At 71.1% G+C, this 22,289-nt stretch carries 19 protein-coding genes and 2 tRNA genes; 9 read left to right on the top strand and 12 right to left on the bottom strand.

The window, feature by feature from the left end:
• Nucleotides 1-506: 506 nt before the first annotated feature.
• Nucleotides 507-770, bottom strand: a complete 264-nt coding sequence (locus tag ACIP9D_RS31220) for an SCO4848 family membrane protein (RefSeq protein WP_350877109.1) — start codon at nucleotides 768-770, stop codon at nucleotides 507-509.
• 200 nt (nucleotides 771-970) lie between these two features.
• Here ACIP9D_RS31220 and ACIP9D_RS31215 point away from each other — a divergent pair, with 200 nt between their 5' ends.
• From ACIP9D_RS31215 to ACIP9D_RS31200, 4 genes are all read left to right on the top strand, one after another.
• Nucleotides 971-1,420 (top strand): PRC-barrel domain-containing protein, encoded by a 450-nt coding sequence (locus ACIP9D_RS31215; protein WP_350877111.1) that lies wholly within the window; start codon nucleotides 971-973, stop codon nucleotides 1,418-1,420.
• Nucleotides 1,421-1,452: 32 nt separating this feature from the next.
• Entirely contained in the window at nucleotides 1,453-1,629 is a 177-nt protein-coding gene (locus ACIP9D_RS31210; protein WP_350877112.1) for a hypothetical protein, read from the top strand.
• 91 nt (nucleotides 1,630-1,720) lie between these two features.
• Nucleotides 1,721-2,779, top strand: a complete 1,059-nt coding sequence (trpS, locus tag ACIP9D_RS31205; protein ID WP_350877113.1) for a tryptophan--tRNA ligase — start codon at nucleotides 1,721-1,723, stop codon at nucleotides 2,777-2,779.
• A gap of 195 nt (nucleotides 2,780-2,974) precedes the next feature.
• On the top strand, nucleotides 2,975-3,613 hold the full coding sequence (locus tag ACIP9D_RS31200; RefSeq protein WP_350877115.1) for a TetR/AcrR family transcriptional regulator: 639 nt from the start codon (nucleotides 2,975-2,977) through the stop codon (nucleotides 3,611-3,613).
• A gap of 154 nt (nucleotides 3,614-3,767) precedes the next feature.
• Here the strand turns inward: ACIP9D_RS31200 and ACIP9D_RS31195 are convergent, their stop codons facing one another.
• From ACIP9D_RS31195 to ACIP9D_RS31185, 3 genes are all read right to left on the bottom strand, one after another.
• On the bottom strand, nucleotides 3,768-4,847 hold the full coding sequence (locus tag ACIP9D_RS31195) for a WxL protein peptidoglycan domain-containing protein (RefSeq protein WP_350877117.1): 1,080 nt from the start codon (nucleotides 4,845-4,847) through the stop codon (nucleotides 3,768-3,770).
• 88 nt (nucleotides 4,848-4,935) lie between these two features.
• On the bottom strand, nucleotides 4,936-6,909 hold the full coding sequence (locus ACIP9D_RS31190; protein WP_350877118.1) for a metallophosphoesterase family protein: 1,974 nt from the start codon (nucleotides 6,907-6,909) through the stop codon (nucleotides 4,936-4,938).
• A gap of 141 nt (nucleotides 6,910-7,050) precedes the next feature.
• Nucleotides 7,051-8,304, bottom strand: coding sequence for a HupE/UreJ family protein (locus tag ACIP9D_RS31185; protein WP_350877120.1), 1,254 nt, complete (start codon nucleotides 8,302-8,304; stop codon nucleotides 7,051-7,053).
• Nucleotides 8,305-8,456: 152 nt separating this feature from the next.
• Here ACIP9D_RS31185 and ACIP9D_RS31180 point away from each other — a divergent pair, with 152 nt between their 5' ends.
• Nucleotides 8,457-9,134, top strand: a complete 678-nt coding sequence (locus ACIP9D_RS31180; protein ID WP_350877121.1) for a hypothetical protein — start codon at nucleotides 8,457-8,459, stop codon at nucleotides 9,132-9,134.
• A gap of 524 nt (nucleotides 9,135-9,658) precedes the next feature.
• Here ACIP9D_RS31180 and ACIP9D_RS31175 read toward each other — a convergent pair.
• The 3 genes from ACIP9D_RS31175 to ACIP9D_RS31165 all read right to left on the bottom strand — a co-directional run bounded on the left by ACIP9D_RS31175 (nucleotide 9,659) and on the right by ACIP9D_RS31165 (nucleotide 12,176).
• On the bottom strand, nucleotides 9,659-10,159 hold the full coding sequence (locus tag ACIP9D_RS31175) for a cupin domain-containing protein (protein WP_350877123.1): 501 nt from the start codon (nucleotides 10,157-10,159) through the stop codon (nucleotides 9,659-9,661).
• Between the two features lie 35 nt (nucleotides 10,160-10,194).
• Nucleotides 10,195-11,130 carry an NADP-dependent oxidoreductase gene (locus tag ACIP9D_RS31170; protein ID WP_350877192.1) on the bottom strand — a complete coding sequence of 312 codons (936 nt, stop codon included), beginning with the start codon at nucleotides 11,128-11,130 and terminating at the stop codon, nucleotides 10,195-10,197.
• A 191-nt stretch (nucleotides 11,131-11,321) separates the two neighbouring features.
• Nucleotides 11,322-12,176 carry a helix-turn-helix transcriptional regulator gene (locus ACIP9D_RS31165; protein WP_350877125.1) on the bottom strand — a complete coding sequence of 285 codons (855 nt, stop codon included), beginning with the start codon at nucleotides 12,174-12,176 and terminating at the stop codon, nucleotides 11,322-11,324.
• Between the two features lie 352 nt (nucleotides 12,177-12,528).
• Between ACIP9D_RS31165 and ACIP9D_RS31160 the strand changes: the two genes are divergently transcribed.
• Nucleotides 12,529-12,909: a VOC family protein gene (locus tag ACIP9D_RS31160; protein ID WP_350877127.1), complete on the top strand. Its 381-nt coding sequence runs from the start codon at nucleotides 12,529-12,531 to the stop codon at nucleotides 12,907-12,909.
• Nucleotides 12,910-13,297: 388 nt separating this feature from the next.
• On the opposite strand, the gene ACIP9D_RS31155 is transcribed toward ACIP9D_RS31160, so the two are convergent.
• A tRNA-Arg gene (locus tag ACIP9D_RS31155) sits at nucleotides 13,298-13,370 on the bottom strand.
• A gap of 35 nt (nucleotides 13,371-13,405) precedes the next feature.
• Nucleotides 13,406-13,496 (bottom strand) — tRNA-Ser (locus tag ACIP9D_RS31150).
• A gap of 1,108 nt (nucleotides 13,497-14,604) precedes the next feature.
• Between ACIP9D_RS31150 and ACIP9D_RS31145 the strand changes: the two genes are divergently transcribed.
• A complete protein-coding gene (locus ACIP9D_RS31145; protein WP_350877129.1) occupies nucleotides 14,605-15,384 on the top strand; it encodes a hypothetical protein in 780 nt (259 codons plus the stop codon).
• 247 nt (nucleotides 15,385-15,631) lie between these two features.
• Here the strand turns inward: ACIP9D_RS31145 and ACIP9D_RS31140 are convergent, their stop codons facing one another.
• Entirely contained in the window at nucleotides 15,632-16,402 is a 771-nt protein-coding gene (locus ACIP9D_RS31140) for a CPBP family intramembrane glutamic endopeptidase (RefSeq protein ID WP_350877131.1), read from the bottom strand.
• A gap of 142 nt (nucleotides 16,403-16,544) precedes the next feature.
• On the opposite strand from ACIP9D_RS31140, the gene ACIP9D_RS31135 reads away from it, so the two are divergent.
• Complete coding sequence (locus tag ACIP9D_RS31135; protein ID WP_350877133.1) at nucleotides 16,545-17,660, top strand: globin domain-containing protein; 1,116 nt, start codon at nucleotides 16,545-16,547, stop codon at nucleotides 17,658-17,660.
• Nucleotides 17,661-17,774: 114 nt separating this feature from the next.
• On the opposite strand, the gene ACIP9D_RS31130 is transcribed toward ACIP9D_RS31135, so the two are convergent.
• Entirely contained in the window at nucleotides 17,775-19,301 is a 1,527-nt protein-coding gene (locus ACIP9D_RS31130; RefSeq protein ID WP_350877135.1) for a peptide deformylase, read from the bottom strand.
• Between the two features lie 323 nt (nucleotides 19,302-19,624).
• Here ACIP9D_RS31130 and ACIP9D_RS31125 point away from each other — a divergent pair, with 323 nt between their 5' ends.
• Nucleotides 19,625-20,407 carry an IucA/IucC family C-terminal-domain containing protein gene (locus tag ACIP9D_RS31125; protein WP_350877193.1) on the top strand — a complete coding sequence of 261 codons (783 nt, stop codon included), beginning with the start codon at nucleotides 19,625-19,627 and terminating at the stop codon, nucleotides 20,405-20,407.
• Between the two features lie 44 nt (nucleotides 20,408-20,451).
• Here ACIP9D_RS31125 and ACIP9D_RS31120 read toward each other — a convergent pair whose 3' ends face one another.
• Complete coding sequence (locus ACIP9D_RS31120) at nucleotides 20,452-22,275, bottom strand: hypothetical protein (RefSeq protein WP_350877137.1); 1,824 nt, start codon at nucleotides 22,273-22,275, stop codon at nucleotides 20,452-20,454.
• Between the last annotated feature and the right edge of the window lie 14 nt (nucleotides 22,276-22,289).

Raw genomic sequence — 22,289 nt, 5'->3', positions numbered from 1 at the left:
ACCATCAGAAGAACCCCCACCAGGAGGCCCCCATCCGGGGCAATTCCGTTCACCGTCCCCGCCGCTCCCGCGCCGGGCACTTTTACTACGTTACCTCACCGTCTCCGCCGTGTCAAACCGGTCTGTGCCGGTCTGTCGTGCTTCGTACGGGTTGGCTCCGCTGAACACGCGCAGCGGCGAACCACTGGCTTGATCATCGGATTCGGCAGGCCGGCCGCTGCGGTCTCCCGCAAGCTCGCCCGGTGCCCTGCCGGTCGTCAACCTTACCCGGTCGGTTGCGCCTCACCAAATCCGCCTCGCGGCGAATCCGGGGCACCGCCCGGTCCGATCCCGCAGAGGCTGACCTCTCCGGTTCCGGTTGCCAGTCCCGGTTCAAGGCCCCCGGGCTTTCGTCCCGTTTGCCCCGTTCCGCGCTGGCAGAGAGAAAGTTACGCGTCCGTGGGTTTGATCGTCAAATCGGCGCGGAGCGTCCCGCGTCACACCATCCCCGTCGGCCCGTACAACGCTCAGGACGGCGATGCGTTGCGCCGGCGCCGAGCCGCGAGCCAGGCCCGCACGCCGAGCACTCCGACGGTGGTCCCGATCGCCAGCGACGCCGCGATGAGCAGGGCGTGCACCCACAGGAAGCTGGTGGCGGCGCCGTCCGCGACGGTCCCGGTCGACCAGGAACGGGGGTCGTTCCAGATGGCGAGGGCGAACCTCGGCCAGATCACCCAGGTCCAGACGCCGACCCCGGTGAGGAAGAGAGCCCAGCCACGCGACAGCACCATGGCAGCCGAGTATGCCAGCGTCCTGATCCGACCACCGGTGCCGAACCCCAGGCCAGCCGGCCTGCGGTGCGCAGGCCCCGATGCCCCCGTGGCGGCGAGCGCACCGGCCTGGGCACCGAGGCAGGTTGCCCCGCTGTTTCCTGAGGAAACGGACCGGGCACTGCTGGGTAGGAGCAGAAGCAGACCCATCGGAGGTGCCCATGCCGTCCGCCCCGTTCAATCCCTGGGCCTGGCGCGACCCGTCCGCCCTCGCCGGCGGGTACAGCGGAGCCGCCCCCGACGACGGCCCGGCGGACGAGCCGCCCGGCGGCGCCGACGCTCCGGACGCCCCGGGCCCCGGCACCCCCATCGACCTGGTCGGCTACCGGGTGGAGGCCACCGACGGCCGGATCGGCTCGATCGACCGGGCGAGCGACGACACCGACGCGCGCTACCTGGTGGTGGACACCGGGCCGTGGATCCTCGGCCACAAGGTCCTGCTGCCGGCCGGCACCGTCGCCCGCGTCGATCACCAGACCCGGACCGTGCACGTCGATCGCACCCGCCAGCAGGTCAAGGACTCGCCGGCGTTCGACCCCCAGGAGTACGGCCAGCCGGACTACCGGCACCGGGTCGGCAGCTACTACGCGGACAGCTACCGGCAGGGCTGAACCGGCACCACGGTACGGGTTACCGTGGAGCCATGGTCCGGCCGAGCAGTTACGCGCCCGGGGCTGTCGAGGTCGTCGACGGCCTCCCGCTCGGCGTGGTGCTCACCGTTCCGACCAGCTCCGGCGACGGCCGCGAGCAGATCATCGACGTCCTTCGTGCCGGCGGGCTGCGGTTCCGCGACGGCGCGCGATGGCGGACGGCTTCCTGAGCCGATCTCGCTGACCGGTGGGGCGAGCTGTCCCCGACCGGTGCGCGCAACGCGTCAACCACCTTCCACCAGGCACGAAAGGCGTATCACCATGTCCGTTGCACGGATGCTCACCGGGGACCGCCCGACCGGGCGGCTGCACCTCGGCCACTACGTCGGCAGCATCGCCAACCGGGTGCGGCTGCACCAGCGGTACGAGAGCTTCTTCATCATCGCCGACCTGCACATGCTCACCACGAGGAACAGCCGCGAGGACGTCGGGCGGGTGTCCGGAAACGCCCGCGACATGGTCACCGACATCCTCGCCGCCGGCGTCGACCCGACCCGCGCCACGTTCTACCTCCAGTCGGCGATCCCCGAGGTCGGGGACCTGAACACCCTCCTGCAGAACCTGGTGACCGTCCCCCGGCTGGAACGGGTGCCGTCGCTCAAGGACATGGCCCGGGACGCCGGGAAGGAGGAGATGCCGTACGGACTGCTCGGCTATCCGGTGCTCCAGGCGGCGGACATCCTCTGCGTGAAGGGGCAGGTGGTCCCGGTCGGCAAGGACAACGCCGCGCACGTCGAGGTGACCCGCGAGATCGCCCGACGGTTCAACCACCTCTACGGCGAGGTGTTCCCCGTCCCGGAGCTGATCCCGGCCGAGACGCCGACCCTGGTCGGCACGGATGGGCAGGGCAAGATGAGCAAGAGCCGCGGCAACAGCATCCTGCTCTGCGACGATCCGGCGGCGGTGCGCCGCAAGGTGATGAGCATGTACACCGACCCGAACCGGGTGCGGGCCGACGTGCCCGGCACGGTCGAGGGAAATCCGGTCTTCGCGTACCACGACGTGTTCAACCCGGACCGGGCCCGGGTCGACGAGCTGAAGCAGCGTTACCGGGCCGGCCGGGTGGGTGACGTCGAGGTCAAGGAGCAGCTGGTGGCGGCGGTGAACCGGTTCCTGGACCCGATCCGGGAACGTCGAGCCGAGATCGAGGCCGACCGTGGCCTGGTCGACCAGTTGATCGTGGACGGCACCGAGCGCACTCGCCGCGAGGTGCACCAGACCCTGGTCGAGGTCCGTCGGGCGATGGGCCTGACCGGGGCGTACCAGCAGCTGCGCCGGCGGGCCGAGAAGGCCCGGCGGACCGCGGCCACCGCGGTCTGACCTTCGGGTACGACGCGCGCCGGGTCCGGGCCGCAGCGGCGGTCCCGGGCCCGGCGGTCACCTCGGTGACCGTCCCCTCCCGGTGGATCTTCCCGGAGCAAGCCGCCGGCCAGCAGGCTCCACACCAGCAGCCCCACGCCCTCGGTAGCAGGTCGCGCTCGGCGCCTCGGCCCACCAGGTGCCTAGGATTCCGCTATGCCATCCATCACCCGGCGGCCCTCAGCGGCCGGCGACCGCCGCCTCCCGGTGGAGGCCCGGATCCTCGCCACCACCGAGCGCCTGCTCGCCGAGGGGGTGAGCTTCACCGAGCTGGGTGTGCAGCGCATCGCCCGGGAGGCCGGGGTCGCCCGGTCGACCTTCTACACCCACTTCGCCGACAAGACCCAGCTGCTGATGCGGCTCGCCGAGTCGATGAGCCAGACGTCCTTCGACATCGCGTCGGCCTGGCAGCCCGGGGCCGACGCCGACGGCCTGGCCGCCCTGACCGAGGTCTTCAGCCAGGTCATCCGGGTCTACCGGCAGCACGCGGCGGTGCTGGCGGCGATCAGCGAGGTCTCCGGGTACGACCCGCAGGTGCGCCAGTTCTGGACCGCCCGGCTGGACCAGTTCGTCCGCAACACCAGAGACCGGATCGTGGCCGGGCAGGAGAGCGGCCAGCTGCCGAAGGAGATGGACCCGGTCCAGACCAGCCGCCTGATCGTCATCGGCGGGGATCGGTTCCTGGCCCAGCACATCACCGTCGACGACGGCAGCGGGGACGCGGCGGCGGCCCAGGAACTCGCCGCCACCTGGTGGTACGGCGTCTACCGCCGGCCGGCTGAGCCGCCGCGCTGACGGCGCGGTCCCGACCGCGTCCAACGGGCCGCCGCTGCCCGGCTTCAAACCCGACGGCGAGCGCCCCGGTGAGGGTCACCGGCCGGTCCGCGGGCAGCGCGCAGGTGACGGCACCAACTCTGCTGCGAGCCGGATCCGGCCGGTCCCACCGGGGTCAGCTCGTCGGCGCCTCCTGGTCGCGAAGCGCCTGATCGACCGCCTCGCGCACGCGTGCGTCCTCGCGCAGCTTGCGCTGCGCGCGGTTGCGGCGCCGGAGGAGGACCGCCCCGATGACGACGGCGGCCAGCACCACGACCAGCAGCAACAGGGTCCAGGGGATGGCCCAGCCGTGCGCCGTGACGCGGACCGGCTCGAGCGAGGTGGTGGAGCCCGACGCGTCGGTGAGCAGCGGCGTGAGGGTTGCGGTCGCCGCGAGCCGGACGGCTGGGGCCGCACCGTGCACGGGCACCGTCACGTTCCAGCTCTCGCCCGGGAGCAGCTCCGGGGACGCCCCGATCTCACCCGCTTCGGCGCGCAGCGAGCCGAACGGACCCGACACCGACACCGCCTGCTGGCCGGAGAGGGCGGCGTTGCCGGTGTTGTGGATCTTGTAAGTGACGGTGGCGTCGCCCTTGCTGAACGGGTTGAACGTGCCGTCGTACTTCACCTTCAGATCCTCGATCGCGAGGCTCGGCTTCAACTCACCGCCGACCCGCAGCTTGATCCGGATCCCGAGGCGCCGGTCCACGTTGATGCCCTGCGCCTGGTCCGGCTGGGTCAGGGAGGTGAGGATGCCGCCGACGTAGTCGCCGGGCGTGGCGTTGTCGGGAACAGTGATCTTGAAGGGAACCTGGGCGGTCTTCCCGGGCTGGATCACGACGCTGCCCGCACCGGGGTGGGCCCAGGCACCGATCGCCACGGACTTCTTGTCCTTGGTGAGCAGGTCGAGCTGGCCCGCGTCCGTGGTGAAACCGTCGGCGGCGTAGACGGAGAGGTTCAGCGGCGCGGGGCCGCGGTTGGCGACGACCATGGCGTCCTCGACCATGCCGCCGGGATTGACGTTGTAGCTGTAGCTGGACCGGGCCGCGCCGTAGCTGTTGGAGGCCGTCCGGACCGTCCAGGCGACGTTACCGTCCGCTGCCACGGCGGGGCCCGCGCCGACGCCGGCGGCCGCGACGGCGGCGAGCAGGGACAGGGCGGTCGTACGGAGGAGGGTTGCGGTCCTGGTCTTCCAACGGGTCACGGGCGCATGCATCTCGGATCCTTGAGGTGATCTTGGGTGGTTTGCCACGGGTGGCGGGGTAGGCCCCGAAGGTCCTACCCCGCCCGGTGGAACAGTTCGATCAGCTGCTCAGCGCAGTGATCGTGAGGGTGGCCCGGTAGCTACCCTTCGCGACGCTGTCCGGGATCTTCAGGTCCAGGTCGGCGCCGAGCTTCGCCCCACCGCGGGGGTGGCCCTGCGCGGCCGAACCGAGGGCGCTGGAGACCGAGAGGCCCTTGCCCTGGTCGTCGTAGCCGGACAGGACCGGGGCACCGGCCTCGGCACCGGCACCGGCGTCGAGCACGTACGGCGTCCAGCCCAGGTTGGCGCCGGAGAAGGTCTTGTCGCCGTCCTGGAAGTCACCCACGTTGGCCGAGATCGACCACGGGGCGAGCGAGCGGCGGCTGTCCGACACCAGGATCGGGTTGATCTTGCCGGTCGCCCCGAAGTAGGTGCCGTTGCGCTCCTGCGCGGTGCCGAGGTCGACCAGGCCGTTGTAGCCGTCGATCGTCCAACCGAACTCGCCCGGGGCCGGGTTGGGCACGTTGACCTGGATGGCCTGGCCGTCACCGTGGTACGGGTGCACCGTCACGTTGTCGACGACCGAGCCGATCGGCTGGCCCTCGGCGGTGTTGGTGCAGGAGAGGCCCTTCTCGACCGCCGCGTTCGGGGCAGCGCAGGTGCCACTGCGGAGGTTCTCCAGCACGAGCTTGTCGGCCCGCACCTGCACCTTGACGTAGCTGCGGACGTGCTCCTGGTTCTGCACCGAGTTGTACCAGTAGCTGTCCGGGTTCAGCGGGTCCGGACCGTTGCCCCGGATACCCGTGCCGGTGCTGTCCGGCTTCTTGATGTCGTAGTACTTCGAGCCGGAGGCCGAGTTCGCCGTCACGTAGATGACGCCACCCGGACCGGGGTAGACCTCGGCCGCGCCGGGCTGCTCCGCCGGGTTCGCCTTCTGGCCGTTCTTGATGGCGTAGCTGCGGGAGTAGCTGTGGTCGTGACCCTGCAGCACCATGTCGATGCCGAGGTTGGAGAAGGCGGTGGTGAAGTCTTCCCGCCGCTGCTTGTTGTCGCCGTCGGTGGCGTGGCTGGCCGGCGAGTAGATGGAGTGGTGGTAGACCAGCACCTTCCACTTGGCCTCGGCGCCGTGCTTGTTGACGACGTCGGTGATGTACGCGACGTGCGCCGCGTCGCCGCCGCCACCCGAAGCCGGGTTGTAGCTGTTGCTGTTGATGTCGATGAACAGCACGTCCTTGTAGACGAACCAGTAGTCGCCACCGGACTTGGTGCCCGCCGGGTTCCCGTTGTCGTAGTACGGGGCCGTGCGGTCGGTGTTCGGGGTGAAGTGGTGCTGCTCGTAGGACTTGCCGCCCACGTCGTGGTTACCGATGGTGGCCACCACCGGGTACTGACGCAGCTGGTCGGGCGCCATGAACGAGGTCCACTGACCCTCGTCGTTGGCGCTCTCCACGTGGTCACCGCCCGACACCAGCAGCTCGGCGTTCGGGTTGGCCGCGGTGGCGACCTTCAGGGTCTCCTCCCAGCCGGCCTGGTCCTTCAGCCGGTCACCGGAGGAGCCGATCTGCGGGTCGCCGAAGAACAGGAAGTCGTAGTTGCCCTCGAAGTCCTGCGTCTTGAAGGAGTACGCCGGCGACCAGCTGCCCTCGGAGCCGACACGGTACGTGTACGCCGTGTTCTCACGCAGGTTGGTGATCGTGGCGTGCCGGTTGAAACCGGTGGTGGAGGTGTTCGCCGCACCGACGGCGTCGAAGCTGACCGCGCCGGCCGGGAACTCACCGTTGACGATCTCGGCGGTCGGGGCGACCTGGATCTTCTGCGCGGTGTCCGCAGAGGAGTACCAGGTGACGATGCGCTGGGTCTCGTTGGCGCCCACACCGAGGATGACGCCGGTGAGCGTGGTGGATTCGGCAGCGCTCGCGGTGGCCGTCAGGCCGCTACCGAGGGCTGCGGCCAGGCCCAGAACTCCCGCTGTGACCCCTGCGGCCACTCGGTGCCGCACGAGCCCGGAGGCTCGCGTCGAGGTGCTCAATGCCATCGACTCTTTTCCCTCTTCAAATAGAGAAATGGATTGGCTTTCCCGATGACGGAGAAGCAATCTCAAGCTTTCGCCGCGTCATGAACCAACCGTGAACGCGATCTTGCGGCTGGCTGCACTTCCCGAACTAGTTAGCCATACTCAGGACCCAGACACGCGTTCCACGAACCAGACCAGCCCCATAGCGGACACGCCAGCAGAAATAGCGCCGGTCACCCAGAGGCCCGCTTTCGGCGTACGGTGCCGCAACGCGATAAGCAGTGGGAAGACAACGGCGATGATCGCCAACTGCACCGTCTCGATGCCGACGTTGAAGACCAGCAGGGACCAGAGCAACGTCCACGACCACGCCTCGTCGATCCCGAGCGCGCCCGCGAAACCCAGCCCGTGCACGAGTCCGAAGCAGAACACGACGCCGAGGCGGATCCAGCCGGAGCGGTCCAGGTTGAAGTGACCACGCCCCGCCGGTTCCAGGTCGGTGGCGTGGTCGCCGCGCCGCCAGATCCCCCACAGGTGCCAGCCGGCGACCACGGCGATCGACAGCGCGATGACCGGCTCCACGACCCTGGCGGGCACGTCGACCAGGCCGAGGGCGGCGAGCAGGAACGTCACCGAGTGCGCGAGGGTGAAGCTCGTGGCCGCCAGCACGACCTCCCGCAGGCGCCGCGACCCGGCGATGAGCGCCAGCAGGAACAGGATGTGGTCGATCCCCGTCAGCAGGTGCTCGGCGCCCAAGCGGAAGAACTCCCAGAACCGTTCGTACCACGACTGGGCGGTCGAGAAGGAGGGACGGCCGGCGTCGAGCGCGGCACTACCCGACCGGCCGTCGATCTCGTACGTGACGATCGTCTTGGTGCCCTTGACGTAGCCCTCGTCGTCGGAGAACAGCTCGCTGCGCACCTCGTGTTCGTCACCACGCTCGGCGCACGCCCAGTCGAGCAGCAGATCGGCGTACGGCACGCCCTCCTGCTCGCCGATCGTGAAGTCGCCGACCTGGGTCGGTGTGCAGGTCTTGCCGTTCGAGGTGACCGAGAAGCGCTCGGTGACGTACCTGACGGCCGACGTCGCGTGGGTGTTGAGCGCGGCGGCCTGCCCACCGGCGTCACCGGCCTCGAACGCGGCGGTTCCCGTCCGGAAGAGCGGGTCGTCGTCCTCGGAATCGGCGGCCGACACGACGAACAGGTCGTATTCGAGCCCCAGCGCCGTTCGTATGTGACCCTCGTCTCCCGCGGTCACTTTCGCGTACACAGTCGACGAAAAACCGTGGGCGAACGCCGGGCCGGCGCTCAAAAAGGCGATCACCGCTGCGGCGATTCCGACAATGGCGACGATAACGGTACGGCGGACGCCCACCAACATTTGCTGCTCCCTCGCTATGGCCAGTGCACGTTGCATGGCACGGGTGAACGAGGGCCCGACCGTTGGCGAACCGCCGGAGAACAAGCGGCTGTAACGGCGGCTGGCGGATTGAAGCCGGCCGGAACTGGGATAGGAATACGGGGAAAGACACGCGCACCTTTCCGCCACCACTGAAGAGGACGACCGCCTTGCGCCCCCCGCTTCGGGCCGTTGCCATGCTCGCCGCGGCCGCCGCACTGGTCACCGGATGCAGCTCCGGCAACGACTGGTCCCGGCCGCACCCCAAGCCCAGTGCCGTCGGCGCTCTCGGCCCCGGGTTCATCGACCCTTCAGCCCGGCCCGCCCCGGAGTCGACAGTCACGCCACAGCCCGGCTCCTGGGCCGGCGTACACCCCTCCAAGGACTACCGGGTGGTGCTGCTCACCATGGGCGACGACCGCCCGACCAGGTCTCTGGTGACCGCGGTCGAGGAGTGGGCCGACGACGAGCACGTCGACCTCAGGACAGTGGTTCCCGACGCCCACAACCCCGTCGCCAGCATCGTCAAGGCCCTCGAGATGAGTCCGGACCTCATCGTCAGCGCGGGCAACGACCTCATCGACCCGCTCGCCTTGGTCACCCCGAGCCACCTGTCGCAGCAGTTCCTGGTGGTCGGCGCCGAACTGGCCGAGCCCACCCACAACGTCACCGCGGTCGACTGGTCCGGCGCGTCGTTCCGGGGCGAGGGGCTCGGCATGTCCTCGACGTACGACCCCGACTCGTTCACCGGCGAGCGCTGCGCGGCCGCCATCAGGGCGGGCGTCGCGGCCGTCCTCAACGACCTGACCGGGATCGTGATCTGGCTCGATCAGCTCCCGCCCGCGTGACACCCGCCGCCGTCGACTTCTGCGGTTCGTCCTCCAAGGGTGCGATGCCCGTTCAGGGTGAGCCTCGGATCACCCAGCGCCCCAGCCGTGGCATCGCGAGATCGAGGAAGCTTTCGGTGATGGGATGGCGCACGCCGGCCGCTGACCCGAATCGTCGAGGGGCCACAGCGAGCGGATCTGCTGGAACTCTTCTTCGACCTGACATTCATCGCCAGCCTTGCCCTGACGTCGCAGAAGATGGCCACGGTCGTGGCCGTCGCCATCACGCCACTCGCGCCGCACCTCCCGGGTCTGGGCCTGAGCGTCGCCGGCAGCATCGTGTTGCTGGGCGTCGCGGTCGCCGATTCCCTCTGGACGTCCTATCGGCCAAGCTCGCCACCCGCGACCCCGTGACGCGGACGTTTGGATCAGGCTGAACGAGCTGACGCGGGCCCGGCCGGGCCGCGACGGTGGCCGCACGCGTAGGTGCGGTCATCGCCGTTGCGCGACTCGTGGCGGTCAGCGGTAGCGGTTGCTCGCGGTGGTCACAGAAATTCACTGCGGTAGGTCGAGGCCAGCTCTGCCGCACGGCGGCGGCGTTCAGCGAGGTCGTCCGGCGTCAGCTGCGGCGGCGGCGCGTCCTTGCCCTCGACGACGTCGCCGATGAGCGTGAAGTACTCGTCCTGCCCGGCGGGGGTGCACATGCACAGCATCCGGGCCGGTGCGCCCGAGACGTTGCGGAAGTTGTGCGGCGCGTTGGCCGGGATGTTGACGGTGGACCCGGCCCGTACGAGGTGCTTCTCGCCGCGGAAGGTGAATTCGATCTCGCCCTCGAGGATCGTGAACATCTCCTCGAAGTCGTGCCGGTGCGGCGGCGGGCCGCCGCCGTCGGGCACGCGCATGTCGATCAGGCAGTACCGGCCGTTGGTCTGCTCGCCGGTGATCAGCATGCCGTAGGTGTTGCCCACCAGCGAGATGTACGTCGTGGCGGGGTCGTCGGGGTTCGCCACGGTCAGTGAGCGGGACGGGTCGTCGTCGGGAATCATGGTGGTTCGTCTCCTCGTGGTCCGTGGCTGGGTGATCAGGCGTCGGCGACGGTGATGACGACCTTGCCGCCGGGCAGCGCGTCGGCGTGCAGGGCGGGCAGTTCGGCCAGCGGCACCCGCCGGGCGACGTCGACGCGCAACTCACTGGTGCTGACGCGGGCGGCCAGGTCGGCGAGCTGGTCGGCGTCGCTGCGCACGAACAGGTCGATGCCGCGCACGCTGCGCTCCTCGTCGGAAGGGGCGGGCATCCAGACGGTGGTGTTGACGAGGGTCCCGCCGTCATTGATCAGCGTGACGAGCGCGGCGAGCTGTTCCGGGGCGACCGGCGCGAGGTTGAGCACCAGGTCGACCGGCTCGGTCACCGCCGCGGTCACGTCGGTGTTGGTGTGGTCGATCACCTCGTCGGCGCCTGCGGCTTTGACACGGTCGGCGCTGCGTGGGCTGGCCGTGGCGATCACCTGGGCACCGGCCTCCTTCGCCAGCTGTACGGCGTATCCGCCGACCGCTCCGCCGGCACCGTTGATCAGCACGCGCTGACCGGTGGTCAGGTTGCCGTGGTCGAACAGCGCCTGCCACGCGGTCAGGCCCACCAGCGGGAGCGCCGCCGCGTCGGCCAACGGGATGTTCTTGGGCGCCCCCGTCAAGATCTCCGCCGGCGCGATCACGTACTCTGCGGCCGCTCCGGTCCCCGTCATCGGCAGGAAGCCGATCACCCGGTCGCCGACCGCGACGTCGTCCACGTCGTCACCGAGCGCGTCGACCGTGCCGGCGACGTCGATGCCCGGAGTGTGCGGCAGCTCGACCGGGATCGGGCCCTGCATGTAGCCCGCGCGGATATTGCCGTCGACGCCGTTGAACGACGTCGCGGCGACGCGGATCCGGACCTGACCGGCGCCGGGGGTGGGCTGCTCGACGTCCTCGTAGCGCAGCACCTCGGGACCGCCGAACTCGTGAAAACGCACTGCCTTCATCACTGAACCTGCTTCCGTGAGCGCCATCGATGTGCTCCGAACTCGAAGCGGTCCCGACGCAGAGGTGACCCCCTGCGGCATTGCTTCGAGCTGCGAAGGCGTCCAGTCCGGCGTCACCAGGGTCGCCCGGAGGCAGCCGCTGGATCCGCGTTCGCTGGAGACGTCACTCAATCTGGCAGGATCCCGCGCGGTTAACCTGGGCCGGGCTGGCCCACCTTGATGATGGTCGGTTCGCCGGCGTCGCCGACGATCTCAGCGAGACGCGCCGAATCGGCCGAACCCGGTGCCGCGGTGAGCATCAGAGCCGCCAAATCGTCGCCCGGGATGGCGAGCAGGCTGCCGACGAGCGTGACGGCGCCACCGTCCGGATGAATGAACGCGGCGCTGCTCTCGTAGGCCGCCACCGGTCGCGGCGTCCGCCACAAGGTGTCGAACAGGCGGCTTCGGCTCCGCATCTCGTCCACCAGCGCGGCGAGCGACGCGTCGGCGGGATAGCGCAACAGCGCGCTCTTCAGGCGGGCAACGAGGACCGCCTCATGATCGGTCGCGTCAGCCGCAGATTGCTTGAAACCACTGAAGGGATCGCAGAACGTACGCCAGGCGACGTTCCACTCCCAAGGGTCCCCGGTGCGATCCCAGTGCCCCAAGGCCATGAACGCACTGTTCATCGCGACCAGATTCATCGCCGCATCGGAGACGAACATCGGAGTGTCCGTGAACCGCTCCAGCAGCCGCATCGCACCCGGACCGATTTCGTTCGGCACCTGCCCGTCCGCGGCGGCGTACCCGGCCAGCGCGCAGAGCCGCTCGTACTCCGCCCGCCCGATCCGTAACGCACGGGCGATGGCGTTCACCACCCCAACTGACGGATGGCTGCGCCCCTGCTCCAACCGGCGTACGTAGTCCGCAGACATCCCCGCGAGCTCGCCAAGCTCCTCCCGCCGCAACCCTTGCACCCGCCGCCGGCCGACCGGTAGCCCGACAGTCGCAGGGGCCGTACTCTCCCGCAACTGGCGCACCGCGGCGCCGAACTCGTGCCGTTCCACGACACAAGTGTGCCGGGACAGTCCAGACAGCGCAGGTAGCGGCCTTGACGTTCAGTGCCACGACCAGCGGACCGGTGTTGCCGGTGGCTACTGAAGTTGGCAACATCCCGACCCCCGCTCGCCACCCTGCGCCAGCTCAGGTCAACGAGGGCCGACCGACTTGGCACCCAGTCAGCTGCCCTACTGCGCGACCTACGGGCCCTCGCCTGGCAGCCCGACCAGGCGAGGGCCTGAAACCACTTCGCCCCTGCTCGCCTCGCCCGGTACGGTCGCGAAACGTTCTCACTGCGGGAGCCCATGAGATGCGCGTGCGGCACCCCTGCAGTTCCCACCCTGAGAGTAGGTTTCGTCAATGGCATGCCGTATCAGTGAGCTCGTGCTCAAGTGCCGCGACCCCGAGGTGCTGGCGCGGTTCTGGTGCGAGGTCCTGGACTTCATAGAGCTCGATCGCGAAGAGGAGGTCTACATCGAGATAGGCCCGCGCGAAGGGTTCGGCGGCCCGCAGCCGACGATCTTCCTCATCCGCGACGACGAGCCGAAGAACGGGCATGCCCGGCTGCACATCGACGTCAACGCCACCGACCGCGATCAGGACGCCGAGCTCGAACGCCTCCTGGCCGCCGGGGCCAAACTCGTCGACATCGGTCAGCCTGCGGATGCGTCCTGGCACGTCCTCGCCGATCCCGAAGGGAACGAGTTCTGCCTGCTCAAGCGCCGCCTCGCCCCACTCTGACGGCCCTCGTCGGCAACCAGGGCTGTAGCCCGTTCAAGCGGATCTCTAAGTAGGGCCGGGGTTCGGGGCGGAGCCCCGAGGTGTTCCAAGGTCCGTCGTCCCTCAACGTGGCCGGTCGGCCGGCCCGGCCGATGCCGGCCGGAGGTCGCCAGCAGGCCGGGGCCGGTCCGGCGCGGCCCGCTCTGCGGGCCGGTGATCCGGACAACTTCTCCCGCCGGTTTTCGGCGCTGTGCAAGCGGGCCAGGCTCGGGCAGGCACCCGCACGAACTTCGCCATTCAGGGGCATCGCTCATGCACGGCCATGGCCGCTCGAAGCGTGATTCTGGCGGACACGAAAGAGCCCCCGACCGTGCCGTTTCCGGCTGGTCGAGGGCTTCCTCCTGCTCTGTGCGCCCGAAGGGACTCGAACCCCTAACCTTCTGATCCGTAGTCAGATGCTCTATCCATTGAGCTACGGGCGCTGGTGCTCGGCCAGTCTACACACCCGGCCTTCGCGCGGAGACTCCGGGATTCGAACCCGGGAGGGGCTTTAAGACCCCAACCGCATTAGCAGTGCGGCGCCATAGACCAGACTAGGCGAAGTCTCCTCGGTGGCCCGCAGACCACCGCGCCCGAGGATACAGGTCGCCACCCACCGGGAGCAAAGCGACTTCCCCAGTGCTGCCGGGGCAGCCCACGGCGCCCGCGATTCCACGCTGTGCGCCAGCGTGATCGGGACTACGCTCCATCGATATGCAGGAGCAGCCCCCGAGCGAGCCGACCCGCCGCGAGCCTGCTGAGCGTGCCCGGCGGCGCTCCCCGAAGGCGACCTTCACCCCACCGGCCGCCGTCGAGCCGGCACCGCCGGCGGCTGGCGACGGTACGAAACGAGCCCGGCGCGGCAAGGCCGCCCCGCCGGTGCTGTTCCGGCCGCCCGATCCCGATCAGCCGCTGCCCCGGCAGCCGGGCCCGCAAAAGCGGGCGGATGCGGCGAGCGTCACACCCGCCGAGGAGCCAGCCCCCGCCGGCGATCGGACTCAGCGCTCCCCGATCGCGGCTTCCGCGCAGCCGGTGACCGCTGAAGAGACCGCCACCCCGTCGGCGGCGACCGCGCCGCAATCGCCTCGGCAAGCGACGGCGGCCACGGCAGCGGCGCCGCCCGGTGACGCGCCGACGGCGCCAGGAGCGACCGGGCAGCCGGCAGCACCGAGGAAGGCCGGCGGAGCAAGGAAGTCGGCTTCCGGCACGAAGCGGACCCCGGCCCGCCGGGCAGCCCCGGCCGCACAGGCGGCCGCGACACCGCCCGTCGCCGCGCCGACCGCCCCCGCCGAGGCGGGTGCAGGCGCGCAGAGGGACTCGGTTCCCGCCCCGGACCAGCGCGGCTACTCGCGAGGCGTCGCGCCGGAGGCACCTGCCGCACCAGAGGCAGCGCCCGCACCAGAAGCAGCGCCCACATCGGCCGGGGTCGCGCCGGAGGCAGCCCCCGCACCAAAGGAAGCGCTCACACCGGAGGCGGCGCCCGCAGCAGAGTCGGCCGCCGCCACGACGGCGGCGTCCGCATCTACGGAGAGCGCGACACCGGCCCGTAAGGCGGCACCTGCCCGCAAGGCAGCGCCGAGCCGGAAGGCAGCGCCGGCGCGGAAGACAGCTCCGGCGCGGAAATCGACAACGGCCGGAAAAGCGACGCTGGCCGGGGACGCGACACCGGTCGCGAAGGTGGCACCGGCCGAGGAGGCGGCATCGGCCGAGGAGGCGGCACCGGCCGCGAAGGCGGTCCGCGTATCGAAGGACGCCTCCGACCTCACGAAGGCGGCGACGATCGGCAAGGTGCCCGTACCGAGGAGCGCGGCGGCCGCGCCGTCGCAGCCGGAGCTTCGGGTGCTCACCGGGCGGGTGCTCGAGCATCCCGGCTTCGCGCCGGAGCTGCTGGCGTTGGCCGCCGTGGAGGCGCTGGGCCCGGGCGCCCGGGACTGGGCCGAGCGGCTGCGCTCGGCGTACCCCGAGGCGTCGCCGGACGGGCTGGCCCGGCTGGCCACCCGGCGGTTCGTCCGGCTGGCCGGCGCGGGCGGGGCCGGCGCGGCGCTCGCCGGGTTCTTCGCACCGTTCGCCGAGCTGGCCGCGGTGCTCTGGACCCAGGCCAACCTGGTGCTGCACCTGGCGGCGGCGTACGGCCGGGACCCGGCACACCCGGACCGGGCGGCGGAGCTGCTGGTGCTGACCCAGGTGCACCCGGACGCGGCGAGCGCGCGTACCGCCCTGGATGCGGCGCGGACGGCGGACGAGCCGGCCGACGCGCCCTGGCCCCGCGCAGCGGAGGCTGCCTGGCGGCTCGCGGCGCCGCTGGCCGCGCAGGCGGGTGGCTGGTTGGCGTTGCGGTTGGCGTCCCGGCTGCTGCCGGGCGCGGCGGTGCTCGCCGCGGCGAGCGGCGACGCGGCGGCGGCCGAACGGCTGGCGGCCCGGGCGGTCACCATCTACCGGCCGGCCCGCAACGGCTGACCGGCCGCCGGTCCGGCCGGGACCGATGGCGCGCGACGGAGAACCCGACCGCCCTGGTCAGGCCGGCGGGTGATCCACTCCAGGTCGCCGAAATGGCGGTGTCCCGGCCTGTGCGATACCGCAATATCGCCGACCCCGAGTCGATCATGCGCCGCCCGGAGCGACCCGCGCCGCGCCAGACGAGCGGCCGGCGGTCGACGAGGACCGGCCGGTCGAGGACGAGTCGGCGGCGGGAGCCGGCGGACCGTCAGAGCCAGTCGAACCAGGTCTCGGGCAGCAGCGAGTAGCCCACGAAGGCGACCACGTCGAGCAGGGTGTGCGCGACGATCAGCGGCATCACCCGCCGGGTACGCAGGTAGAAGAGGCTGAACACCACGCCCATCACGGCGTTGCCGAGGAACGCGCCGAAGCCCTGGTAGAGGTGGTAGGAGCCGCGCAGCAGGGCGCTCGTGGCGATGACCGCGCCGAGCCGCCAGTGGAGCTGGCGCAGCCGGGTGACCAGGTAGCCGACCACGATCACCTCTTCCAGCACCGCGTTCTGCACGGCGGCGAGGATCAGCACGGGCACCGCCCACCAGACCTCGGGCAGCGCGGCCGGCACCAGGGTGGCGTTGACGCCGAGCTGCGCCGCCGCCCAGAACAGGGCGAGGCCGGGCAGGCCGATCAGCGCCGCCAGACCGGCGCCGCGGGCCAGGTCCGACCCGGGCCGTCCGGCGTCCAGGCCGAGGGTCCGCACCGGGTCGCCGGGGTCGCGGCTCAGCAGGTGTACGGCGAGCAGCACCGGCAGCAGCGCGAAGACGATGCCGAGCAGCTGGTACGTGAGGTCCAGCCACGGCCGGGACGACGCGGAGGTGTTCAGCGCGGCGGTCTGCTTGGAGAGCCCGCCCTCGGCGGTCAGCTTCGCGATGATCGAGACGACCGCGTAGACGGCCGACTGGCCGAGGGAGAGGCCGAGGACCAGCAGCGTCTCGGTCCCCAGTATCCGGCGGGACACCGGGCGGGTGAGCTCAAGGGTCACGGCACCACTCTGCCTGACGGAACTGCCTCTCGACACGGGCGAAGACGCCTCGCGAGCCGATCGCACATTCTGTGCGACCGGTCGGCACGCTCCGTGGAGATTCTATGGGCGCCCATTCGCCGTCCGGAGAAGGAGCGCGCCCGTGGACAACTTCGCGCGACTGCTGAAGGAGAGCTGGACCCTGGTCGAGGAGCACCGGGAACGGCTGAGCGGTCATTTCTACGCTCGACTGTTCCTGCTCGACCCCGACCTGCGGCAGCTCTTTCCGGTGCAGATGACCGGCCAGGGTGACCGGCTGCTGGAAGCGATCATCACCGCGATCCACACCGTCGGCGACCCGGAGAGCTTCGACGAGTTCCTTCGGGCGCTCGGCCGGGACCACCGCAAGTACCAGGTCGACGCCGAGCACTACGCGACGATGGGCGTCGCCCTGTTGGACGCCCTGCGCAGCACGGCCGGCGACGGCTGGAACCTGGAGTACGACCAGGCGTGGCGGGACGCGTACTCGGCGATCTCGGAGAAGATGCTGGCCGGGGCGGCGGCCGACGAGAACCCGCCGTACTGGCACGCCGAGGTGCTGACCCACGAGCGGTACGGCCCGGACAGCGCGGTGCTGACCGTCCGCGCCTTGCAGCACCCGTTGCCGTGGAAGGCCGGCCAGTACGTGAGCCTGGAGGTGCCGCGGCACCACCCGCGGGTGTGGCGGACGTACTCGGTGGCCAACGCGCCGAACGACGAGAACGTGCTGGAGTTCCACGTCCGGTCGCCCGGGGCCGGCTGGGTGTCCGGGGCGCTGGTCCGCCGGGTGAAGCCGGGCGACCTGCTCCGGCTGGCCGCGCCGATGGGCTCGATGACCCTGGACCGCGCCTCGGAACGGGACATCCTCTGCGTGGCCGGCGGGGTGGGGCTCGCCCCGATCAAGGCGCTGGTGGAGGAGCTGACCAGCTACAACCGGACCCGCTGGGTGCACGTCTTCTACGGCGCCCGCCGGCCGGCGGACCTGTACGGGCTGCCCGGGCTCCAGGAGCTGGTCGCGGCGCACCCATGGCTGTCGGTCACCCCGGCGTGCAGCGAGGACCCGGACTTCGACGGCGAGCAGGGGGACATCTCCGACGTGGTCGCCCGGTTCGGCCCGTGGACGGCGCACGACTGCTACGTCTCCGGCTCGGCGCGGATGGTCCGATCCACCCTGCGGGTGCTCGCCGCGGACGACGTACCGCCGCCGCACATCCGGTACGACACCTTCGGCGAACTCTAGAGACTTTCCTCCCCCCATCCGGGGCGCGTGCCCCTGCCCCCTGGGGCACGCGCCCCGGCCCCCGCTCGTCGCGATCCCGGACGCGGACCGCGACGGCAGCGGCGGACCGGGAGGTCAGTACCGCCAGGGGTGACCGGTCTCGCGGTACTCCTCCACCGGCACCAGCGGCACCCCGGGCGTCATCCGGTCGACGTAGAGCCGCCCCTCCAGGTGGTCGATCTCGTGCGCCACCAGCCGGGCCATGCCGTACTCGAACGAGGTGATGATGCGGCTGCCGTCCCACGGGGCGTGCTCGACGTCGACGCGCAGCGGCCGGGGGACCAGCCCGCGGTAGTCGAAGAAGGAGAGGCAGCCCTCGTACTGCTCGTCGGTGTCCGGCGAGACGTCGACCACCCGGGGGTTGAGCAGCACGACCGGCTCGGCGGCCCGGTCCGGCGGTCGGACCACGGCCACCGCCCGGCCGACGCCGAGCTGCGGCGCCGCGATGCCGACTCCCTTGCTGAACGGGTGCAGCTCGTCGAGGCGGACCAGCGCGGCGGAGAGCCGCTCGACCAGGTCCCGGGCGACCAGCTCCTCGGCGGGCAGGTCGAGCGGCCGTGCCGGCTGGCGCAGCAGGTCGGCGCCGCGCTGCAGCACCCCGGCGGCGCGCATCCGGTCGCTCGGCCGGATCCGGCCGGCCGGCGTGGTGTCGTGCTCGGGCTCGGGTCGGGCCCGGAACCGCCACTGCATCCGGTATCGGGCGTTCAGCGGCGGATCGTCCGTCTGCCAGTCGAAGACCGCGCGGTCGCCGTCGTCGTGCCGCTGGACGGGGGTGCGCAGCGGGCCCTCCTCCGCCGAGAGCGAGGTCTCCGCGCCCCAGACCTGCGGGTCGAGGGCCGCCGGCAGGTCCAGGCGTACGGCCAGATGCCGGGTGGGCAGCCGGACGGCCCGCTGGAACCAGGGCCCCCACTTCTCCGCCCCTACCCGGTAGGCGTACTCGATGGTGGCCCGGTCGCCCGGATAGAGCGGGAACCGCCGGTCGCCGTTCTCGAAGAGCAGCCAGATCTCCTTGAAGGCGTCCCGGTCGTGCTTGGCCCGCCAGTGCATCGGCTCGCGCTCGCCGCCGCCGTCGTCCCGGTGCGCGCGCAGCTGCAACTCGGCGAAGGTGAGCGGGTGCTCCCGGTGGTGCCGGTTGGAACGGCCCGGGTCGTTGGGGTAGCGGTCCACCGCCACCCGGACCAGGTAGCGGGTGACCGGCTCGGTGCCCGCGTTGTACAGCTCCCGCCGGATCACGCACCGGTAGCCGTCGTCGGTGTGCACGAGGGTGGCCAGCTCCCGCTCGACGACCAGGCCGGTGCCGGGCGGCAGCCACTGCCCGGGAAGCGGCAGCTCGCGCTGGGCCTGCCCGTTGCGGGCCTGCCGCAGGTCGTCGTACTCGCGGAAGCGCTGCCAGATCGCGCCGCTGGCCTCCAGGACGGCCTCCGCCCGCCGGGCGAAGTCCTCGGTCGGGCGGTGCCGCCGCCCCTCGACGTGGCTGACGTACGACGGGTCGAAGCCCATCAGCACGGCGAGCTGTTTCTTCGACAGTCCCCGCGTGGTCCGTTGGCGGGCGAGCTCGGCGGCGAAGGAGTCGGCAGCACGATCGAGGGGGGAGGTCGTCATCGGCTTCCTCGTGGCCGGGAGTCTCAGTTTCACGTTCCGTGGCGAGACGCACACGGAACTGCCACTTTGCCGACACTCTGCTTGACAATCCACCGATGGCCGTCGATGCTGCCGCGCTCGCCGGGCGCGGTCCGGCGTTTCTCCGGCTCGGCCGAGGGTAGTACCGGCAGGGCGTCGAGCAGGACTTACGGACCGGCGCCGGGTGACCCAGGACTCCCGATCCGGCCGGGATCGGACCTTCCTCAGACCGGCAAACTGTGGTTAGGCTAGCCTTAGCTCAACGATCCGCGTTGGGGACAGGGGATGATCTAGTGACAGCGGTGATGCCGGGGCGGGATCTCGCCGCCACGCCGCTGGCCCCGGTCACGGCAACCATGCGCGCCATGTTCGGCACCGACGACGTGCCCGGGCTCGCCCCCGGCCTGCTGGTCGCCGACGAGTTCGGCTGGGCCCCGGCGACCACCCTGGTCGACGGCACCCGGCTGCCCGAGTTCCTGCGCTCGGCCACCCAGCGCTGGGGCGGCACCCCGCACGCCTGCGCCGCGCTGGCCTGGAAGTCGTACAGCTACTGGACGGCGCTGCCGGTGGTGCTCGGTTGGGCCTCGGCCCGGCGGGTGCCGCTGCTCGACCCGTCCGACGTGCTGATCCACTTCGAGGACCACCGGCCGCTGGTCACCCTCGGGCTGCGCCGCTCGACGACCGTCGCGGTGCTGCCCAGCGACCCGCTGGCCCTCGCCGGCCACCCCGAGGTACGGGTCGTCGCCGGCGAGGCGGAACTGCTCGCCGCGCTCCGCGCCTCGCTGCTGGACGCCCACCTGGCCCCGATGATCGCGTCGATACAGGCGGAGGTGCGGATCGGCACCCGTACCCTGCTCGGCTCGGTGGCCTCCGGCATCGCGCACGGCATCCTGCGGGCCACGGACGTCCTGCCCGGCCCCTCGGTCGAGACCATCGACGCGCTGCTCGGCGCGCTCGACCTGAGCGACCTGGTCGAGTTGGTGCCCGGGCCGGCCGGCGAGCCGACCGTGCAGCGACGCACCTGCTGCCTGGCCTTCACCCTGCCGCGGCCGAAGGTCTGTCAGGGCTGCTGCGTCCGTCAGGACTGACGCTCGCGGGTCGGCCACCGGCCCCGCTCGCCCCACCCGCCCGCTCAGTCGGTCAGCGGTCGGACGTCCCAGACCCAGACGCCGCCGCGGTAGACCGGTCGGATCCCGGTCATCTCCGTCATCCCACGACGCAGCGCGTCCGCGTGCCGGTGCGGCCCGAGAATCACCACGCCGGCCCGCCAGAACCGCAGGTCGTCGACCGCGTTCACCCGGCTCTGCGGGGTGATCGGTGGCACCGCGCCGGTTTGCCGGATGACGGTGAAGAAGCTGCTGGTGGGGCGGGGCGGAGCGGTGAAGAGGGCGACCCGGCCCTCGTCCGTGCCCGGCCGGGTGTCCGGGCCGAGGAAGTAGCCGCGGGCCAGCGGCATGTCCAGCCGGGTCGCGGCCGACCAGCGCAGCGGCTCGGCGTAGTTGGTGTCCGGCAGCGGCAGGGTCACCACGCTGCGCCCGCCGGTCACGTACGGCCGCCACGCCCCGGAGGTGACGAACTCGGGGACCGGATCGAAGTGGGTCGCCGGCAGCGGGGTGGGCAACAGGGGCAGCAGGGCCATGGTGAGCGTGGTCAGCGTCGCGAAGCGGATCTGCGGCCGGGCGACCGGGTGTCGGGCGGCCAGCGCCCGCGCTCGCTCGGCGCCGTAGGCGAGCAGCAGCCCGACGATCGGGGTGATCGCCAGCGCCCACCGGGTCGGCACCACCGAGTGCAGGATCGGCAGGTTCTCCAGCGGCGCCCAGAGGCTCGGCACACCGGTCTCCCGCCCGTCGAAGATCACCTCACGGCCGAGCGAGAGCACCGCGAAGAGCAGTCCGAGCACGGCCAGGCCGAGCACCACCACGTTGCGCCGTAGCCACCAGACCAGCGCGATCACCAGCACCACCAGCGGCCAGCCGAAGAAGCTGTTCTCCTCGGTCGGGTTCTTGGCCAACCCGGCGGCGGTCCGGGGGCTGCCGGCCAGCGACTCGCGCGAGTACGCCACGAACGACGCCAGGTCGCTGGAGTAGCCACGGATCAGCCGGGGCAGCCCGGTGTACGCCCCCGGTCCGAAGAACTGGACGTAGAGCGGGTACGCGAGCAGCACCAGGGCGACGGCGGCGGCGACACCCAGGCCGGCGAGGAAGGGACGCGCCTGCCGACGCAGTTCCGGCCGGCCGATGGCGAGCGCGGCCACCACCGCGCCCAGCCCGATCGCGGCCATCAGCAGCACCTCGAGATTGAGGAACGCCTGCCAGACGATCACCAGCGCGAGCAGTACGCCGTTGCGCAGCCAGCGGCCGGGCTCCGCGAGGCGCAGGGTCCGCCAGATGATCAGGGGCACCACGAACTGCGACACGATGTTCGGGTGGGCGTTGGCGTGCGACACCATGGCCGGCCCGAACGCGCAGAACGCCGCCCCCAGCCAGGCGGGCGCGCGCGTGCCGACCAGCACCCGGGAAAGCAGGAAGTACCAGGCCACGCCGGTGGCGATCATCCCGAGAGTGAGAAAGAGCAGGAACGAGGTACGCGGCCCGAACAGGATCGTTATCGGCGTCATTGGCAATGACACGGATAATACGGACGTATTGGCCATGAGATTGACGCCGTCCGGGACGTTCATCCGGTCCGAGGTGAACGGATAGGCGAAATGCGTTACCACCCGCGCACCGTGCGCCATCATCCATTCGAACTGTGCCTGATCGGAGCGGTTGTCCCGGACCCCGTTGCGCGGGTCGAGCCAGAGCCGCGCGGTGACCCAAAAGCCGAGCGCGACGAAGCTCAGCACGGCGAGGACGTCGATCCGCCGCCCCCGCCCAGCGTCGTCGCCCCGGTCGGGCCCGCCCTCCGCCCCGGCCCCGGAAGCGCCGGCGGGGAGGTCCGAATCAGGTGTAGTCATAACAATTCATAGCG

The organism is Micromonospora sp. NPDC093243, from assembly GCF_044753725.1.
GTDB lineage: Bacteria > Actinomycetota > Actinomycetes > Mycobacteriales > Micromonosporaceae > Micromonospora.
This window is presented reverse-complemented; position numbering and strand designations above follow the sequence as displayed.

What these genes read in the sequence shown, in the direction of transcription:
- ACIP9D_RS31220 (WP_350877109.1), bottom strand. Translation starts at nt 770, where the DNA reads ATGGTGCTGTCGCGTGGCTGGGCTCTCTTCCTCACCGGGGTCGGCGTC.
- ACIP9D_RS31215 (WP_350877111.1), top strand. Translation starts at nt 971, where the DNA reads ATGCCGTCCGCCCCGTTCAATCCCTGGGCCTGGCGCGACCCGTCCGCC.
- ACIP9D_RS31210 (WP_350877112.1), top strand. Translation starts at nt 1,453, where the DNA reads ATGGTCCGGCCGAGCAGTTACGCGCCCGGGGCTGTCGAGGTCGTCGAC.
- trpS (WP_350877113.1), top strand. Translation starts at nt 1,721, where the DNA reads ATGTCCGTTGCACGGATGCTCACCGGGGACCGCCCGACCGGGCGGCTG.
- ACIP9D_RS31200 (WP_350877115.1), top strand. Translation starts at nt 2,975, where the DNA reads ATGCCATCCATCACCCGGCGGCCCTCAGCGGCCGGCGACCGCCGCCTC.
- ACIP9D_RS31195 (WP_350877117.1), bottom strand. Translation starts at nt 4,847, where the DNA reads ATGCATGCGCCCGTGACCCGTTGGAAGACCAGGACCGCAACCCTCCTC.
- ACIP9D_RS31190 (WP_350877118.1), bottom strand. Translation starts at nt 6,909, where the DNA reads ATGGCATTGAGCACCTCGACGCGAGCCTCCGGGCTCGTGCGGCACCGA.
- ACIP9D_RS31185 (WP_350877120.1), bottom strand. Translation starts at nt 8,304, where the DNA reads ATGCAACGTGCACTGGCCATAGCGAGGGAGCAGCAAATGTTGGTGGGC.
- ACIP9D_RS31175 (WP_350877123.1), bottom strand. Translation starts at nt 10,159, where the DNA reads ATGATTCCCGACGACGACCCGTCCCGCTCACTGACCGTGGCGAACCCC.
- ACIP9D_RS31170 (WP_350877192.1), bottom strand. Translation starts at nt 11,130, where the DNA reads ATGAAGGCAGTGCGTTTTCACGAGTTCGGCGGTCCCGAGGTGCTGCGC.
- ACIP9D_RS31160 (WP_350877127.1), top strand. Translation starts at nt 12,529, where the DNA reads ATGGCATGCCGTATCAGTGAGCTCGTGCTCAAGTGCCGCGACCCCGAG.
- ACIP9D_RS31130 (WP_350877135.1), bottom strand. Translation starts at nt 19,301, where the DNA reads ATGACGACCTCCCCCCTCGATCGTGCTGCCGACTCCTTCGCCGCCGAG.
- ACIP9D_RS31125 (WP_350877193.1), top strand. Translation starts at nt 19,625, where the DNA reads ATGCCGGGGCGGGATCTCGCCGCCACGCCGCTGGCCCCGGTCACGGCA.
- ACIP9D_RS31120 (WP_350877137.1), bottom strand. Translation starts at nt 22,275, where the DNA reads ATGACTACACCTGATTCGGACCTCCCCGCCGGCGCTTCCGGGGCCGGG.